The sequence below is a fragment of the Microbacterium kyungheense genome (assembly GCF_006783905.1).
Classification (GTDB): Bacteria; Actinomycetota; Actinomycetes; order Actinomycetales; family Microbacteriaceae; genus Microbacterium; species Microbacterium kyungheense.
The window spans coordinates 1,308,850-1,323,009 of record NZ_VFPE01000001.1; the positions used below are offsets into that span (position 1 = coordinate 1,308,850).

12 protein-coding genes are annotated in these 14,160 nt (G+C 71.6%); 8 read left to right on the top strand and 4 right to left on the bottom strand.

Annotation, left to right across the window (positions count from 1 at the left end; translation table 11 throughout):
* The first annotated feature begins 33 nt into the window (after positions 1-33).
* The 6 genes from FB391_RS05810 to FB391_RS05835 are packed head-to-tail and all read left to right on the top strand — an operon-like array spanning position 34 to position 7,061.
* Positions 34-1,359, top strand: a complete 1,326-nt coding sequence (locus tag FB391_RS05810) for an MFS transporter (RefSeq protein ID WP_141893442.1) — start codon at positions 34-36, stop codon at positions 1,357-1,359.
* Positions 1,360-1,401: 42 nt separating this feature from the next.
* Positions 1,402-3,072, top strand: a complete 1,671-nt coding sequence (locus FB391_RS05815; RefSeq protein ID WP_141893443.1) for an amidohydrolase — start codon at positions 1,402-1,404, stop codon at positions 3,070-3,072.
* 13 nt (positions 3,073-3,085) lie between these two features.
* Complete coding sequence (locus FB391_RS05820) at positions 3,086-4,738, top strand: thiamine pyrophosphate-binding protein (protein WP_141893444.1); 1,653 nt, start codon at positions 3,086-3,088, stop codon at positions 4,736-4,738.
* The gene (gene speB / locus FB391_RS05825; RefSeq protein ID WP_141893445.1) at positions 4,735-5,700 is read left to right on the top strand and encodes an agmatinase; all 966 of its coding nucleotides are present in this window, start codon (positions 4,735-4,737) and stop codon (positions 5,698-5,700) included. Before FB391_RS05820 ends, speB begins: the two co-directional genes overlap by 4 nt.
* Positions 5,701-5,740: 40 nt before the next feature.
* On the top strand, positions 5,741-6,307 hold the full coding sequence (locus FB391_RS19890) for a ribosomal maturation YjgA family protein (protein ID WP_246093364.1): 567 nt from the start codon (positions 5,741-5,743) through the stop codon (positions 6,305-6,307).
* Positions 6,234-7,061 (top strand): L,D-transpeptidase, encoded by an 828-nt coding sequence (locus tag FB391_RS05835; RefSeq protein ID WP_246093388.1) that lies wholly within the window; start codon positions 6,234-6,236, stop codon positions 7,059-7,061. The genes FB391_RS19890 and FB391_RS05835 overlap by 74 nt, the downstream gene beginning before the upstream one ends.
* Here FB391_RS05835 and FB391_RS05840 read toward each other — a convergent pair.
* From FB391_RS05840 to FB391_RS05850, 3 genes are all read right to left on the bottom strand, one after another.
* Entirely contained in the window at positions 7,051-7,815 is a 765-nt protein-coding gene (locus FB391_RS05840; RefSeq protein WP_246093366.1) for an NADPH-dependent F420 reductase, read from the bottom strand. The genes FB391_RS05835 and FB391_RS05840 overlap by 11 nt on opposite strands.
* Positions 7,812-8,861, bottom strand: a complete 1,050-nt coding sequence (locus tag FB391_RS05845; RefSeq protein WP_141893447.1) for an LLM class flavin-dependent oxidoreductase — start codon at positions 8,859-8,861, stop codon at positions 7,812-7,814. The genes FB391_RS05840 and FB391_RS05845 overlap by 4 nt, the downstream gene beginning before the upstream one ends.
* A 70-nt stretch (positions 8,862-8,931) precedes the next feature.
* Positions 8,932-10,017: an FUSC family protein gene (locus FB391_RS05850; RefSeq protein WP_246093368.1), complete on the bottom strand. Its 1,086-nt coding sequence runs from the start codon at positions 10,015-10,017 to the stop codon at positions 8,932-8,934.
* A 145-nt stretch (positions 10,018-10,162) separates the two neighbouring features.
* Here FB391_RS05850 and FB391_RS05855 point away from each other — a divergent pair, with 145 nt between their 5' ends.
* Positions 10,163-11,167, top strand: a complete 1,005-nt coding sequence (locus FB391_RS05855; RefSeq protein WP_141893448.1) for an aldo/keto reductase — start codon at positions 10,163-10,165, stop codon at positions 11,165-11,167.
* Between the two features lie 125 nt (positions 11,168-11,292).
* Here FB391_RS05855 and FB391_RS05860 read toward each other — a convergent pair whose 3' ends face one another.
* The gene (locus FB391_RS05860) at positions 11,293-13,179 is read right to left on the bottom strand and encodes a pectate lyase family protein (RefSeq protein WP_141893449.1); all 1,887 of its coding nucleotides are present in this window, start codon (positions 13,177-13,179) and stop codon (positions 11,293-11,295) included.
* A 148-nt stretch (positions 13,180-13,327) separates the two neighbouring features.
* On the opposite strand from FB391_RS05860, the gene FB391_RS05865 reads away from it, so the two are divergent.
* Positions 13,328-14,137, top strand: a complete 810-nt coding sequence (locus tag FB391_RS05865) for a glycosyltransferase family 2 protein (protein WP_246093370.1) — start codon at positions 13,328-13,330, stop codon at positions 14,135-14,137.
* Positions 14,138-14,160 lie beyond the last annotated feature (23 nt).

Here is a 14,160-nt window from a genome sequence, read left to right on the forward strand (position 1 = left end):
CGCATCCCGACACATTTCCGCAAAGGAGCGGCCATGACTTCCACCACCACCGCGAGGGCGCGGCGCGCCGGCATCGCCGCGTTCGTGGGCACCACCATCGAGTGGTACGACTTCTACGTCTACGCGACGGCGGCGGCGCTCGTGTTCGGGCCGCTGTTCTTCCCGAGCGGCGACCCGCTGGCCGAGACCGCGGCGGCGTTCGCGACGTTCGCGGTCGCCTTCCTGGTGCGTCCGCTCGGCGGGATCATCTTCGGGCACATCGGCGACAAGCTGGGCCGGCGCGTCTCGCTGGTGATCACGCTGCTGCTGATGGGCGTCTCGACGGTGCTCGTCGGCTGCCTGCCGACGTACGCCGCGATCGGCTTCATGGCGCCCGTGCTGCTGATCCTGCTGCGCGCCCTGCAGGGTCTGGCGGTCGGCGGCGAGTGGGGCGGCGCGGTGCTCATGAGCGTCGAGCACGCCCCGGCCGGCAAGAAGACCTTCTATGGCGGCTTCACGCAGCTGGGCAACCCGGCGGGTGCACTGCTGGCATCGGGCGTCTTCGCGATCATGTCGCGGTTCGGCGACGACTTCATCATGAACGGCGGCTGGCGCATCCCGTTCCTGCTGTCGATCGTGCTCGTGGCCGTCGGGTTCTGGGTGCGCTACCGCGTCGAGGAGTCGCCGGTGTTCGAGCAGAAGGTCGAGGGCCGCAAGCAGACGATGCCGCTCGCGTTCGCGCTGCGGGTCAACTGGAAGCCGATCCTCCTCGGCATCGGCCTGCTGCCGATCTCGACCGGCGGCTACTACCTCGCCACCACGTTCGCGACCTCGTACGCCACGGGCGAGCCGATCAGCATGAGCCCGCAGCTGATCCTCGACGCCATGACGATCGCCTCGTTCATCGAGTTCGTCGTGACGCTGCCGGTCGCGTGGCTCGGCGACAAGTGGGGTCGCAAGAACATCATGTACATCGGCCTGGTGACCTCGGTGCTGACGTTCGTCCCCTTCATGCTGGTGCTGCCGGGCAAGATCGAGCCGGTCATCTTCCTGCTGGCCTCGCTGGTGCGCATCGCGATGAGCGCGACCTACGCGCCGATCGCCGCGATCCTCGCGCAGATGTTCCGCCCGCAGGCCCGCTACACGTCGATCGCGCTGTCGTACGGCGTCGGCGCGGCGATCTGGGCGGGATTCTCGCCGTGGTTCGCGACGATGCTCATCGCCTGGACCGGCAGCATCTGGTCGGTGATCGCGATGTTCGTCGGCATGGCGCTGCTCGCCGGACTCTGCACGTGGCTCGCTCCGCAGCACTCCGACGAGGCGCCGGTGACCGACTCGTTCACGCCGCGCACCGACACGACCGCCGCCCGCACCGTCTGACGCCCGCTGCGGCATCCCGACTCTCCCCACCGTGAGGACACCATGAGAAAGCTCGCCCCGTTCGACCGCTCTGCGCAGCAGACCCCGCGCCTGCTGACGGCCCGGGCGATCCACACGGTCGACGCGATCGGCCGGACCGCGACGGCGATGCTGACCGATCGTGGCCGGATCGTCGCGGTCGGCACGGTGGCGGAGTGCCGGGATGCCGCGCGCGCGGCCGGCATCGACCCCGAGGTCGTGGACCTCGGCGACGCCGTCGTCGTCCCCGGCTTCGTCGACGCACATGCACACCCGCTCATGTACGGCCAGCTGATGACGTGGGTGGACTGCGGACCCGAGAAGGCGGGGAGCATCCCCGAGATCGTGGCCCTGCTGAAGGCGGCTGCGGCCGAGCTGCCCGAGGGGCGGCCGGTGCGCGGGTACGGCTACGAGCACCGCAATCTCGCCGAGCAGCGGCATCCGACCCGGTTCGAGCTCGACGAGGTCGCGACGGACCGCGAGGTGTACCTGATGAACGCCTCGGGCCACGGCGGTGTCGTCAACTCGTACACGTTCACCCTCAACGGCGTGGACCGCGACACCCCGAACCCCGAGGGCGGCGAGATCTTCCGCGACGCCGGCGGCGAGCTGACGGGCGAGATCTCGGATGCCGCGTGCAACATGCTCACCGGCGTGCACGGCGTGAAGATCGGGCACCACGGCCCGAACTTCCACCTGGCCGACGAGCCGGAGGAGCACCTGCGGCAGCTGGATGCCGCCACCCAGCGCTTCCTCGCCGGGGGAGTCACCACGATCGGCGACGCGCAGGTGTCCCGGCGGGAGTTCGACATGTACCTCCGGCTCGCCGAGGCGGGGCGGCTCGAGCTGCGGGTGTCGATGTACCTGCTGTCGCACCTCCTCGACGAGGCGCTCGAGATGGGGCTCGTCGGCCAGTTCGGCAACGCCCACCTGAGCTTCGCCGGCATCAAGCTGTACGCGGACGGCACGCTGGGAGGCTGGACGGCGTACTTCCCGGACGGCTACGTGGGCGATCCGTGCCGCACCGGCCAGCTGTATCACGAGCCCGCCGAGTACACGGAGCTCATCCGGCGGGCGCACGCCGCCGGGCTGCAGACCGCGACGCATGCGCAGTCGCCGACGGCCATCGAGATGGTCGTGTCGGCCATCGAGGCGGCGCTCGCCGAGCGTCCTGACGACGACGCCCGTCACCGCATCGAGCACTGCGGGCTGCCGACACCGGAGCAGATCCGCCGCATGGCCGTGTCCGGCATCCGTCCCGTGAATCAGACGCAGCACTACTTCAACTGGGGCGAGGGCGTCGAGCAGGCCATCGGCACGCCGGGGGAGCGGTTCAACCCGCTGGGCGAGTTCGCGGCGGCGGGGGTGCCGTTCACCATCTCGTCCGATGCGCCGGTGGCCGAGCCGATCCCGCTGGAGGCCATCCAGACGGCCGTCACGCGGGTGACCCGTCGCGGTCGCCGCCTCGGGCCCGACGGCCTCCGGGTATCGGCCGATGCGGCGCTGCGCGCTCACACCTTCGAGGGCGCCGTGTCACTCGGACGCGAGGACGACCTGGGTTCGCTCGAGGCGGGCAAGTACGCCGACTTCGCGGTCCTGTCGGGCGACCCGCTCGCCGTCGATGCCGCGACGATCTCGCAGCTCGCCGTGCTCGAGACGTGGGTCGGCGGCGAACGCCGGTACGCGGCAACCTGAATCGAGGGGCGACATGAACGCAGACATCGCGGCACCCTACGCCGACACCGCCGGTCGCGCGGTGCTGGAGACGGTGCGCAACTACGGGGTGACCGCGGTGTTCGGCATCCCGGGCACGCACAATCTGGAGCTGTACCGGCCGCTCGCCGATCTCGGCATGCGCGCGGTCACGAACCGCCACGAGCAGGGCTCCGGTTACGGCGCCGACGGCTGGGCGCAGCAGACCGGTCTGCCGGGTGTGGTGATCACCACGTCGGGTCCCGGTCTGCAGAACGCCATGAGCGCCATCGGCACGGCATTCTGCGAGTCGCGGCCGCTCCTGGTGATCTCGCCCGGCGTGGCGCTCGGAGCGGAGTTCCGCGATGTCGGGACGCTGCACGAGACGAAGGACGCGACGGCGATGGTGGGTGCCATCGCGGAGTGGTCGCGCCGCGTGACCAGTGCGGCGGATGCCGTCGACGCGGTGCATGACGCGTTCGAACTGTTCCGCACCGGGCGTCCGCGTCCCGTGCACATCGAGATCCCGCTCGACGTCCTGGAAGCTCCCGCCGGCGTGCCGGCCGCAGCCCGCGCTGCGCGCCCCGTCCCCGAGCCCGCACGCGGCGACGCCGCCGCGGTGCGCGACGCGGCGGCGCTCCTCACCGGGGCGCGGCGGCCCGTGATCGTCGCCGGAGGCGGGGCGACGCGGGCGGGACGCGCCGTCACGGCGCTCGCCGAGCGCCTCGGCGCGCCGGTGCTGACGACGCTGAACGGAAAAGCGACGCTCGACGAGCATCACCCGCTGTCCCTGGGGTCCAACCTGCGTCTCGACGCGGCACGCCGGGTCGCCGAGGATGCCGAAGTGCTGCTCGTGCTCGGCTCCAAGCTCGGCGAGGCCGAGCTGTGGGCGCCGCGGCTCGACGCGCGCGGCGCGGTGATCCGCGTCGACATCTCGCCGGCACAGCTCGGCAAGAACCTCGACGCCGCCGTCGGCATCGCCGGGGACTGCCAGGCCGTCGCCGAAGACCTGCTCGCCGCGCTTCCCGACGAACCGCGCCCGCCCCGCGAGTTGACGGACGAGCGCGCGGCGATCGCCGCCGAGACGAGCGCGACCCTGCCCGAGACGGTCGTGCTCGCGGAGGTGATCGCGGCGGCGCTGCCCCACGACGCGATCGTCGCAGGCGACTCGTCGCAGATCGTCTACATGGCGCTCGCCAACGTGCTGCGGCAGTCCCGTCCGCACTCGCTGCTGTACACCCCGACGTACGCGACGCTCGGCTACGGGCTCCCCGCGGCGATCGGCGCCCGCGTCGCCCAGCCGGAGGGGGGCCGGCCCGTGATCGCGGTGGTCGGCGACGGAGCGCTCATGTTCTGCGTCAACGAGCTGGCGACCGCCGTCGAACAGCGGCTCGACCTCACCGTCGTCTGCGTCGACAACGGCGGCTACGCCGAGATCAAGCAGAACGAGGTCGACCGCGGCATCCCTCCTGTCGGCGTCGACCTCGTGCAGCCCGACTGGGTCGCCCTCGCCCACGCGTTCGGCGCGACGGGGCGCAGGGCCGAGACCCTCGACGACATCGAGCCCGCCCTCGTCGCCGCGATCGCGGCAGGCGGCGTGCAGCTCGTCCACATCCCGCAGAATCGCGGCGCGCACAGCGCCGACGCGACCCCGAGAGGCGCATCATGACCGAGACGCACGAGCCCGTCGGCCCCGTCGACGCGTCCATCCATCCCCGCTACGCCGGCATCGCGACGTTCGCGCGGCTGCCGCGCATCGAGGACGTCCCACGCGCCGACATCGCCGTCGTCGGCGTGCCGTTCGACTCCGGTGTGAGCTTCCGTCCGGGCGCACGGTTCGGGCCGTCGCACGTGCGGGAGTCGTCGCGCCTGCTGCGCCCGTACAACCCGGCGCAGGACGTGTCGCCCTTCGCCGCCGTGCAGGTCGTCGACGCCGGCGACATCCCGGCGAACCCGTTCGACATCACGGCGGCGGTGACCGAGATCGAGACGGCGGCGACGGCGCTGGGCGACCGCGTCGAGCGCATCGTCACCGTGGGCGGCGACCACACGATCGCCCTGCCGCTGCTGCGGGCGGTGGCCAAGAAGCACGGACCGGTCGCGGTGCTGCACTTCGACGCCCACCTCGACACGTGGGACACGTACTTCGGCGCTCCCATCACGCACGGCACCCCGTTCCGGCGTGCGAGCGAGGAAGGGCTCATCGACCTCACGGCGAGCTGCCACGTCGGCACGCGCGGCCCGCTGTACTCGAAGCAGGACCTCGACGACGACCAGACATTGGGCTTCTCGATCGTCTCGAGCGTCGACATCGAGGTGGACGGCATCGAGGCGGCGATCGAACGCGTGCGCCGCCGGATCGGCGACCGGCCTCTCTACGTCTCGATCGACATCGACGTCCTTGACCCCGCGCATGCGCCGGGCACCGGAACGCCCGAAGCAGGCGGTATGACGAGCCGCGAGCTGCTCCGGATGCTGCGCGCCCTCGGCGATCGGAACATCGTGGGCGCGGACGTGGTCGAGGTGTCGCCCGCGTACGATCACGCGCAGCTGACTGGCATCGCGGCGAGTCACGTGGTGTACGAGCTCGTCTCGCTCTTGGCGGCGCAGCTGCGGGGCACGGTGAGCTGACCCACCGCGCGCACTCGTGTCGATGGGCGAGACTGAGGGGATGCTCGCGCCCGCGGTTCGTCGACGGATGCCGGCGGCCGTGCTGCTCGCGGCGGTCGTCGCCGTCGGCCTGGCGGTGCATGCCGCGCTGCCCGACACGGCGGCCACTGACATCGCGGGTGACGCGCTGTACGCCGCGGCGGCGTACCTGGCGGTGGTGCTCATCGCGCCGCGGCTGCCCGCACCGGCCGTCGGGGGCATCGCTGCCGCGTGGTGCGCGGCGGTGGAGCTCTTCCAGCTCACCGGGCTGCCGCTGGAGTGGGGCGCGCGCCTCCCGCCGGTGATGCTGGTGCTCGGAACCGTGTTCGACGCCCGCGACCTCGTCGCGTACATCGTGACGATCGCGGTGCTGACGGCGGTCCACGGCCTGGCCAGGGTTGCGGCATCCACGGGCTCATCCGACCATGGAACACATGGGGGAGCGCAGACGGTGGGTATGGCTCGTCGCCGCGCTCGCCGCGGTGCTGGTCGTGGCCGGGATCGGAGTGGCGCTGGTGAGCCGGCAGCAGGAGCCGGCGGCATCCACTCCCTCCCTGACCCCGACCCCGACCCCGACGCCGACCGCTGAACGCGAGCCGAGCCCGACGCCGACCGCGGAAGGCTTCGCGGCGAACACGGCGAGCTACGACGTCACGACGCTGCCGCAGGTGAACGTGTTCGCGGTGATCCCCGCGCTGCCGGTCGACGACGACCCGTACACGATGCCGCTCGGCGAGACCGCGGTCGCCCGGGGCGTCGGCGCGCCGGTGTGGGCCGACCCGGCGGGGGAGCCGGTCGCCTACGTGCCGCACGACTATCCGTACGGCGGGACGGTGCTGCCGGTGGTCGAGAAGCAGGCGCACTGGGTGAAGGTGCTGCTGACCGGACGTCAGGCGGTGCCCTCTGCCGGTGACCCCGGCCAGGTCACCGGATGGCTGCGGAGCGCCGATGTCGACGTCACGGCCTCATCCGGACGCAGCGTCGTCGTGAGCATCGCCGACCGCACGATCGACGTCGTGCACGCCGACGGCGCGCACGAGCGCATCGCCACCGACTTCGCCTGGGGCGCCGAGCGAACCCCCACGCCCCTCGGCCGCACGTTCGTCATGACGACGCGGGCCGTGCCCGAGTACGCCTACACGCGAGGTCACCCGATCGTGTACTGGGCCGTGCAGTCGCCCACGCTCGACGGGTTCGACGGCGCTGATGTCGCGCCGGCGGCGTTCCACTACCACGACACGAGGTCGGGTCCCGTGTCGAACGGGTGCATCCGCGTCGATGCCGAGACGATCACGCGGCTGGCGGAGCTGCCGCCGGGCACGCCCGTGATGATCAACCCCTAGCGGCGCCGTCGTCCGCCGCGCGAGCCCGTGCGACGACGATCCCGCGCTGAGAGGTCGCGAACCGGTCGAGCATCGCGCGCAGCTCGTCGACGTCGACATCGGCGCCGAACGCCTCGGCGCCGGGCTCGAGCATGATGCCGGCCGCGAGGTCGCCGGCGACCACGGGGTCGAAGCCGAGATCGTCGACCAGGCGTGCGACGACAGCGAGGTCGGCCGGGTCGTCGCCCGCGATCGCGATGGCCTTGCGGCCCGCCGCACCGGCAGGGCGGGCCTCTTCGTCGATGTCGTGGTACCCCATGTGGTTGAAGGCCTTCACGACGCGGGAATCCGGCAGGAACCGCTGCACGATCTCGCTCGTCGACGTGCGGGGGTCGTTGAGGTCGTCGCGCAGTCCGTCGACCTCCCACCAGTAGTTCATGGCGTCGATGACGAGCTTGCCCCGCAGCTCGTCGACGGGCAGCGCCCGGTGCTTGCCGAGGGGGAGGGCGAGCAGGACGGCGTCCGCCTCGCGGGCGACGGCGGATGCCTCAGCGGCGGTCGCCCCCGGCGCGAGCACCTCGATCGTCAGGGCGATGCGCGCGGGGTCGCCCGAGCCGGCGACGAGCACGCGGTAGCCCGCGGCCGCCGCGAGACGTGCGAGGATCGTGCCCACCTTGCCGGCGCCGAGGATCCCGAGCGTCCCGATGCGGGGGACGACGGCATCCCCTTCGTCCGAGGCGGCAGCATCCACGCCGGCCAGCGTATCGAGGCTCACGCGGGCACTTCGACCTTCTCGGCCAGCAGCTCGCGCACCATCGGCACCACCTTCGAGCCGTACAGCTCCACCGAGCGCAGACGAGCGCTCGCCGGAGTGGAACCCGAGGTGTAGATGAGGTCGAAGCGGCCGACGTCGAGGGCGCTCACGGCCTTGGCGATCTTTCGCGCGACGGTCTCGGGCGACCCCACATACATCGACCCGGTGCGCACCTCCTGGTCGAAGTGGCCGCGGCTCAGCGGAGGCCAGCCGCGCTGCGCGCCGATGCGGTCGTGCATGACCTTGTAGCGCGGCCACACGATCTCGCGCGCCTCTTCGTCGGTGTCGGCGATGAAGCCGGGGGAGTGCATGCCGACGGGGAGCGGGCTGTGCCCGAACTGCTCCGACGCGCGGCGGTACAGGTCGACGTACGGCGCGAATCGACGCGGGTCGCCGCCGATGATCGCCAGCATGAGGGGGAAGCCGTACTTCGCGGTGCGCACGACCGACTGGGGGGATCCGCCGACGCCGACCCACGTGCTGAGGTGCCCGGAGTCGGTCTTGGGGAACACGTCCGCGTCGACGAGCGAGGCGCGCGTCGTGCCCTGCCAGGTCACGGGCTGCTGCTTCAGCAGCTCGGCGAACAGCTCGATCTTCTCCTCGAAGAGCACGTCGTAGTCGGCGAGATCGTAGCCGAACAGCGGGAAGGACTCGGTGAACGAGCCGCGGCCGAGGATCACCTCGGCGCGTCCGTTCGACAGCCCGTCGACGGTGGCGAACCGCTGGAACACACGCACGGGGTCGTCCGAGCTCAGCACGGTGACGCCGGAGCCGAGGCGGATGCGCTCGGTCTTCGTCGCGATGCCGGCCAGCACCGTCTCGGGGGCCGAGATGGCGAACTCGGGGCGGTGATGCTCACCGACGAGGAACACGTCGACGCCCAGCTCGTCGGCGAGGACGGCCTCGTCCACGACCTGACGGATCGCCTGGCCGTACGTCAGCAGGGTGCCGTTGTCGCCCTCGGGGACGTCGCCGAAGGTGTCCAGCCCGAACTCGATGTCGCTCATGTCGTCCTCAACCGCGGCGTGACGGCATCCATTCCCTTGAATGAATGGATGCCGCATGCACGGCGTTCGGTCAGACGAACGGTCGTGTCACGTCGATGATGCGTCGCAGGCACAGTTCGACGGCGGCGCCGGTGGCCACATCGGCGCGCCGGCGCGGGCGGGGGTCGCCCAGTGCGCGCTGGTACGCCGAGAGCGCCTCGTCGGCGGCGCGCAGCCGTTCCGGTGCTCGTGCGTCACCGACCGGCGTGCCGACGAGGTCCGCGGCCCGGCGGATGGCGTCCGCGAGGTCGTCCCGCACCACGGCGGTGAGCGTTCCGTCGTCGGTCGCCTGGAGCTCCAGCAGCAGATCGATGAGATCCCTCGTCAGGAAGGCGGCGCGCTCCAGCGCCGCCATGCGCTGCGCGTTCTGCTCGCGCACGTCCTGCTGCCGCCGGCGCCGAGGGTTGGCGCGGGCGCTCTCTTCGGCCTCGTCGACGTCGCCGGCGACGGCCTCTCCCGTCCGGCTCAGCGTCTCGAGCGACCGGTGCACGCGGTCGGCGTCGATCTCGTCGTGCGCGACCGCGTCGGCGAGGTCGGTGAGGACCTCCGTGACCGTGTCGCGCAGGGCCGATAGGCGCTCGCTCGCGCGTCGCAGGTACAGCGGCGGCACCATGACGAGGTTGACGGCGATGCCCACGACCACGCCGAACGCCGTCGTCCCGAGGTACGAGATCGAGAAGCCCTCCGGGTCTCCGCCGGCCGCCAGCAGCACGAACAGCGCCGCGAGGGCGACCCAGTCGCCGCCTGCTCCGAGCCACCGCAGGCCGCCGAGGAGCACGCCGACGCCGATGACCACGCCGAGCACGACCCCGCCCGGGACGCCCAGGTGCAGCGCCCCGATGCCGCACAGACTGATCGCGATGCCGAGGGCGAGTCCCATCAGCACCTGTCCGCCCACGCGTGCGGAGCGGGCGATCGTGGGATGCATCGTGACGAGGGCCCCGAGCGGGGCGTAGTACGAGTACTGGTCCTCGGTGAAGGGGATGAGAGGCGCGAGGTACCAGGCGAGCACCGCCGCCAGCGAGGTCTTGACGGCCAGCAGCAGCCGGGGCTGGTTGGCCAGGCGGGCCGTGTACGACACGGCGCGTCGCAGCCGTGGAGTGCTCTCAGCGGTCACGATTCCTCCCCTCGCGGCCCAACCTAGCCGCCGGGCGGACGCCGCCCCTACGGCTTGCGGTCGCGGGCGATCGGAGTTATCCGGCCACCTGTCACGCCGTGGGATGCTGGGATGCACACCCCATCCCCGACCTCCGGAGGAACCCATGCAGCAGCGCGCACTCGGCCGCACCGGCCGCACCGTGTCGGCGGTCGGCCTCGGCACCTGGCAGCTCGGCGCGGACTGGGGCGCCGTCACCGAGGACGAGGCGCAGGCGGTGCTGGCGGCATCCACCGAACGCGGCGTCACCCTGTTCGACACCGCCGACGTCTACGGCGACGGGCGCAGCGAGTCGCTCATCGGCCGGTTCCTCGCGGCCCGCCCGGGCCACGGGATCACCGTCGCGACGAAGATGGGCCGGCGCCGGGAGCAGGAGCCCGAGAACTACACGCCCGAGAACTTCCGCGCCTGGACCGACCGCTCGCGCCGCAACCTCGGCGTCGACACGCTCGACCTCGTGCAGCTGCACTGCCCGCCGACTGCCGTGATCGAGGCAGACGAGACCTACGACGCGCTGGACGCGCTCGTGGCCGACGGCGCCATCGCCGCGTACGGCGTCTCGGTCGAGACGTGTGCGCAGGCGCTCGCCGCGATCGCCCGGCCGAACGTGACCAACGTGCAGATCATCTTCAACCCGTTCCGCCTCAAGCCGCTCGACGCCGTGCTGCCCGCGGCCGCCGAGGCCGGCGTCGCGATCTTCGCGCGCGTGCCGCTCGCGTCGGGGCTGCTGTCGGGCAGGTACACCGCGCAGACGACGTTCGCCGCCGACGACCACCGGACGTACAACCGGCACGGTGAGGCATTCGACCGCGGCGAGACGTTCTCGGGCGTGGACTTCGAGGTGGGCGTCGCTGCGGCCGCAGAGCTCGCGGCTGCGCTCCCTGAGGGCGTCTCGCTGCCGGCGGTGGCGCTCGCCTGGATCGCGTCGCAGCCGGGCGTGACGAGTGTCATCCCCGGTGCGCGCAACGTCGGACAGGCCGAGTCGAACGCGGCCGCCGCCGCCCTGCTCGCGGGCGCGGGCGGCACGGACTTCGACGTCGCCGCGTTCGACCGCGTCGTGCACGAGGTCTACGACCGCGATCTGCGGGAGGCGATCCACCCGCTCTGGTGAGTGGCACCTTCGGTCGTTGAGCGAGCGAGGAACGAGCGAGACGAAACGCGCCTGACCTTGCGCAAGGTCAGGCGCGTTTCGTCTTCGGGCGCTGGAGCGCCCTCCGCTCAACGAACGGTGGACTCTTACGGCGCCGGGTAGTTCACGACGAACTGCGGCGTGCCGGTGTTCGAGTTGTCGGCCTGGCCGCCGACGCCGTTCACGACGTGCTGGATCGTGCCGGCCGACAGGTTGACGGTCATGATGTGGTGCAGCTGCACGCCCGGCGTCTCGGGCGCCTCGAACCCGTTGGCGGTGAGGATCGACGGGTTGTTCTGGTTGAACACGTACACGCCGGCGCCGTCGAGGCGGTGGGTCGTGACGTCGTCGGCGATCTTGTAGCCCGGGTAGCCGAGCGTGCCGTCTGGCCGGGTCCAGTCGGCCTGCGTGGGCGGGTCGTAGGGCAGCTCGTTCTGGTACAGGATGACGCGGCCGTTCTCGCCGTTCCACAGCGTGTTGTACTGCTGGAAGTGCTCGACGAACAGGCCCGTCGCCGTCACGTCGTCGCCGTTCACGATGACGCCGTTGGTGCCGGTGTTGGTCGCCCAGCGCTGGTTGTCGCCGTTGACCCCGTCGTTCGGGTCGAAGCCCTCGACGCCGTGGTCGCCGCGCCACACCCAGATGTGGTCGATGAGGACGTCATCGGCGTTGACCTCGAGCGCGGTGGTGGCCTTGCCGATGTGGGGGCCGCCGACGCGGAAGTACACGTCGCTGAGGGTGATCGGGTCGTTCGGGTCGAGCTTCTTGCCGCCGTTCGCGTTCCCGACGCGCAGCAGGACCGGCGACAGGGCGGTGCCCGCGTCGATGGTGACGCCGGCGATCACGATGCCGTCGTTGTCCTTCACCTCCAGCGGCACGGCCCCGCCCACCGCGGTGAGCGTCGCGTGGCCGAGTCCGAGCACGACGGTGCCGGGGCGCTTGACCTGGATGGTCTGGGCGATGTCGTACACGCCGGGCGTGAGGATGAGGTTCTGCCCGCGCGAGAGGGCGTTGTTGATCTGCTGCACCGAGTCGCCGGGCTTCGCGATGAAGAAGTCGGTGATCGGGATGCTGCGGCCCGCGGTCTGCCCGTCGGCCCAGCTGACGCCGCTGCTGTCGCGCTGCGCGGCGGGCACGCGGACGTTGTAGCGACCGTCGGCGTCGACGTAGAGGTAGGGCTTCTCACGGCTGACCGGGGTCTTGTCGATCGTCGTGTAGGGCGGGTTGGGGAAGGCGGCGTCGTCCGGTGCGCCGACGACGCCTGAGAACACCTGGTTCCACACGCCGTTCGACCAGCCGGCGACCTCGGTGTTGCGGGTGAGCCACTGCTGCTGCGAGCCGCTCACGACGTACGGCAGCTTCGAGTCGGCGATGAATCCGCCGCTGGCGTACTGGGGGCCGGCGGTGCAGTAGTCCATGAGCGACACGTTGGCGCCGGTGATGTCCAGGCGGCGCATCGAGACGGCCTGCGACACGGCCCAGAAGTTCGCACTCTGGCGGCAGCCGTCCTGCCCGGCCTTGGCGACCGCGACGTGCAGGTTCGAGATCGTGCGCCAGAAGTTGACGAGTGCGAGGCAGTTGCCGGTACCGCCGTCGGCGAGGCACCGGTTGTATACCTCGAGTCCGCCGTTGAGGGTGACGTCGTCGGGCGACGCGCCGAGGCCGGCGATCTCGGTGTAGTAGCCGACCTTCACCTGCAGCGGGTCGGCCGCCGTGCCGTACTCGCCGGGCAGGAAGTACACCGCCTTGCGGACGGTGCTCATCTCGGCGTCGACCTGCTGCGCGTGCAGGGCGTCGAGCTCGCCGCGGATCTGCGAGAGCGGTGTGTCGGGGCTGTAGATCGTGACGTTCGGCCCGAAGTCCGGGTGGAACGGGTCGACCGTGCGCGGCGGCGCGGCGACCGCCGGCGCGGCCAGCAGGGCGCTCGCGATGAGCGCGGCGCCGGTGGCGAGGGCGCCGAGCCGCACGGTTCGGCGGCTAACGGGGGTGGGCATGAGTTGTCCTCTCCGTCGAGGTGGGGGCGGCGGCTGTGCCGCTTACTTACCGGACTGTAACCAAACGTGAGAGCGGTCTCAAGGGTCATTTCGCGGAGAGCGCTTGCTGCTCCCGGAGGTCGGTTGCGCTCGGGAGTAGGGTGTCGCTGTGCCCCTCGCTCCCCGCGTCGCCGTGGTCATCCCATGCCGGAACGATGCGGAGTACCTCCAGGCGTGCCTCGCCGCGCTGGCGGCGCAGACGCATCCGGCCGACCTCGTCGTCGTCGTCGACAACGCCAGCACGGATGCCTCGGCCGAGGTCGCGCGGCGGTTCGGTGCCGTGGTCGTCGCCGAGCCCGCGATCGGCATCTGGCCGGCCGCGGCACGCGGCTATGACGAGGCCCTGGAGGGTGCCGACATCATCGCCCGCCTGGACGCCGATTCCCGACCGCACTCCGACTGGGTGGCGCGGCTGGTGCGTGCGTTCGTGTCGGACCCGTCGCTCGGCGTGCTGACCGGTGGTGCCGAGTTCTACGGCGGGTCGCCGCTGCAGAATTACCTGGGCGAGCGGTGGTACATCGGCGGGGGGCATTACTGGATCCGCAAGTGGCTGGGCATCCCGCTGGTGTTCGGGTCGAACTTCGCGATGCGCACGCGCGTGTGGGAGCGCGTGCGGGATCAGGTCGACCGCGGCAACGCCCGCATCCACGACGATCTCGATCTCACGATCCGACTGCGCTCCTCGGACGGCGTCAGGTACGACCCGCAGCTGCGCATGCCCGTGTCTGCGCGCCCCGTGCAGTCGGTCGGCGGACTGTCGCGGCGCGTGTTCAAGGTGGCCTCGACGTTCGCCGCGAGCTGGCCCGAGGGGGCGGCCTGGCGCCGTGCCGGGCTCGAGGGTGAGCAGCGCAGGCGGGCGGATGCCGGCGGCGAATGGATCGCCGACGGCGACGACTGGACGCCCGAGTACGGCGGGTAGTCCGGTGGCCGGCGGGCGCGTGT

Bases quoted from the DNA above. Each gene is read 5' to 3' on its own strand.
- FB391_RS05820 (WP_141893444.1), top strand. From the start codon at position 3,086: ATGAACGCAGACATCGCGGCACCCTACGCCGACACCGCCGGTCGCGCG.
- FB391_RS05855 (WP_141893448.1), top strand. From the start codon at position 10,163: ATGCAGCAGCGCGCACTCGGCCGCACCGGCCGCACCGTGTCGGCGGTC.
- speB (WP_141893445.1), top strand. From the start codon at position 4,735: ATGACCGAGACGCACGAGCCCGTCGGCCCCGTCGACGCGTCCATCCAT.
- FB391_RS05810 (WP_141893442.1), top strand. From the start codon at position 34: ATGACTTCCACCACCACCGCGAGGGCGCGGCGCGCCGGCATCGCCGCG.
- FB391_RS05845 (WP_141893447.1), bottom strand. From the start codon at position 8,861: ATGAGCGACATCGAGTTCGGGCTGGACACCTTCGGCGACGTCCCCGAG.
- FB391_RS19890 (WP_246093364.1), top strand. From the start codon at position 5,741: ATGCTCGCGCCCGCGGTTCGTCGACGGATGCCGGCGGCCGTGCTGCTC.
- FB391_RS05815 (WP_141893443.1), top strand. From the start codon at position 1,402: ATGAGAAAGCTCGCCCCGTTCGACCGCTCTGCGCAGCAGACCCCGCGC.
- FB391_RS05860 (WP_141893449.1), bottom strand. From the start codon at position 13,179: ATGCCCACCCCCGTTAGCCGCCGAACCGTGCGGCTCGGCGCCCTCGCC.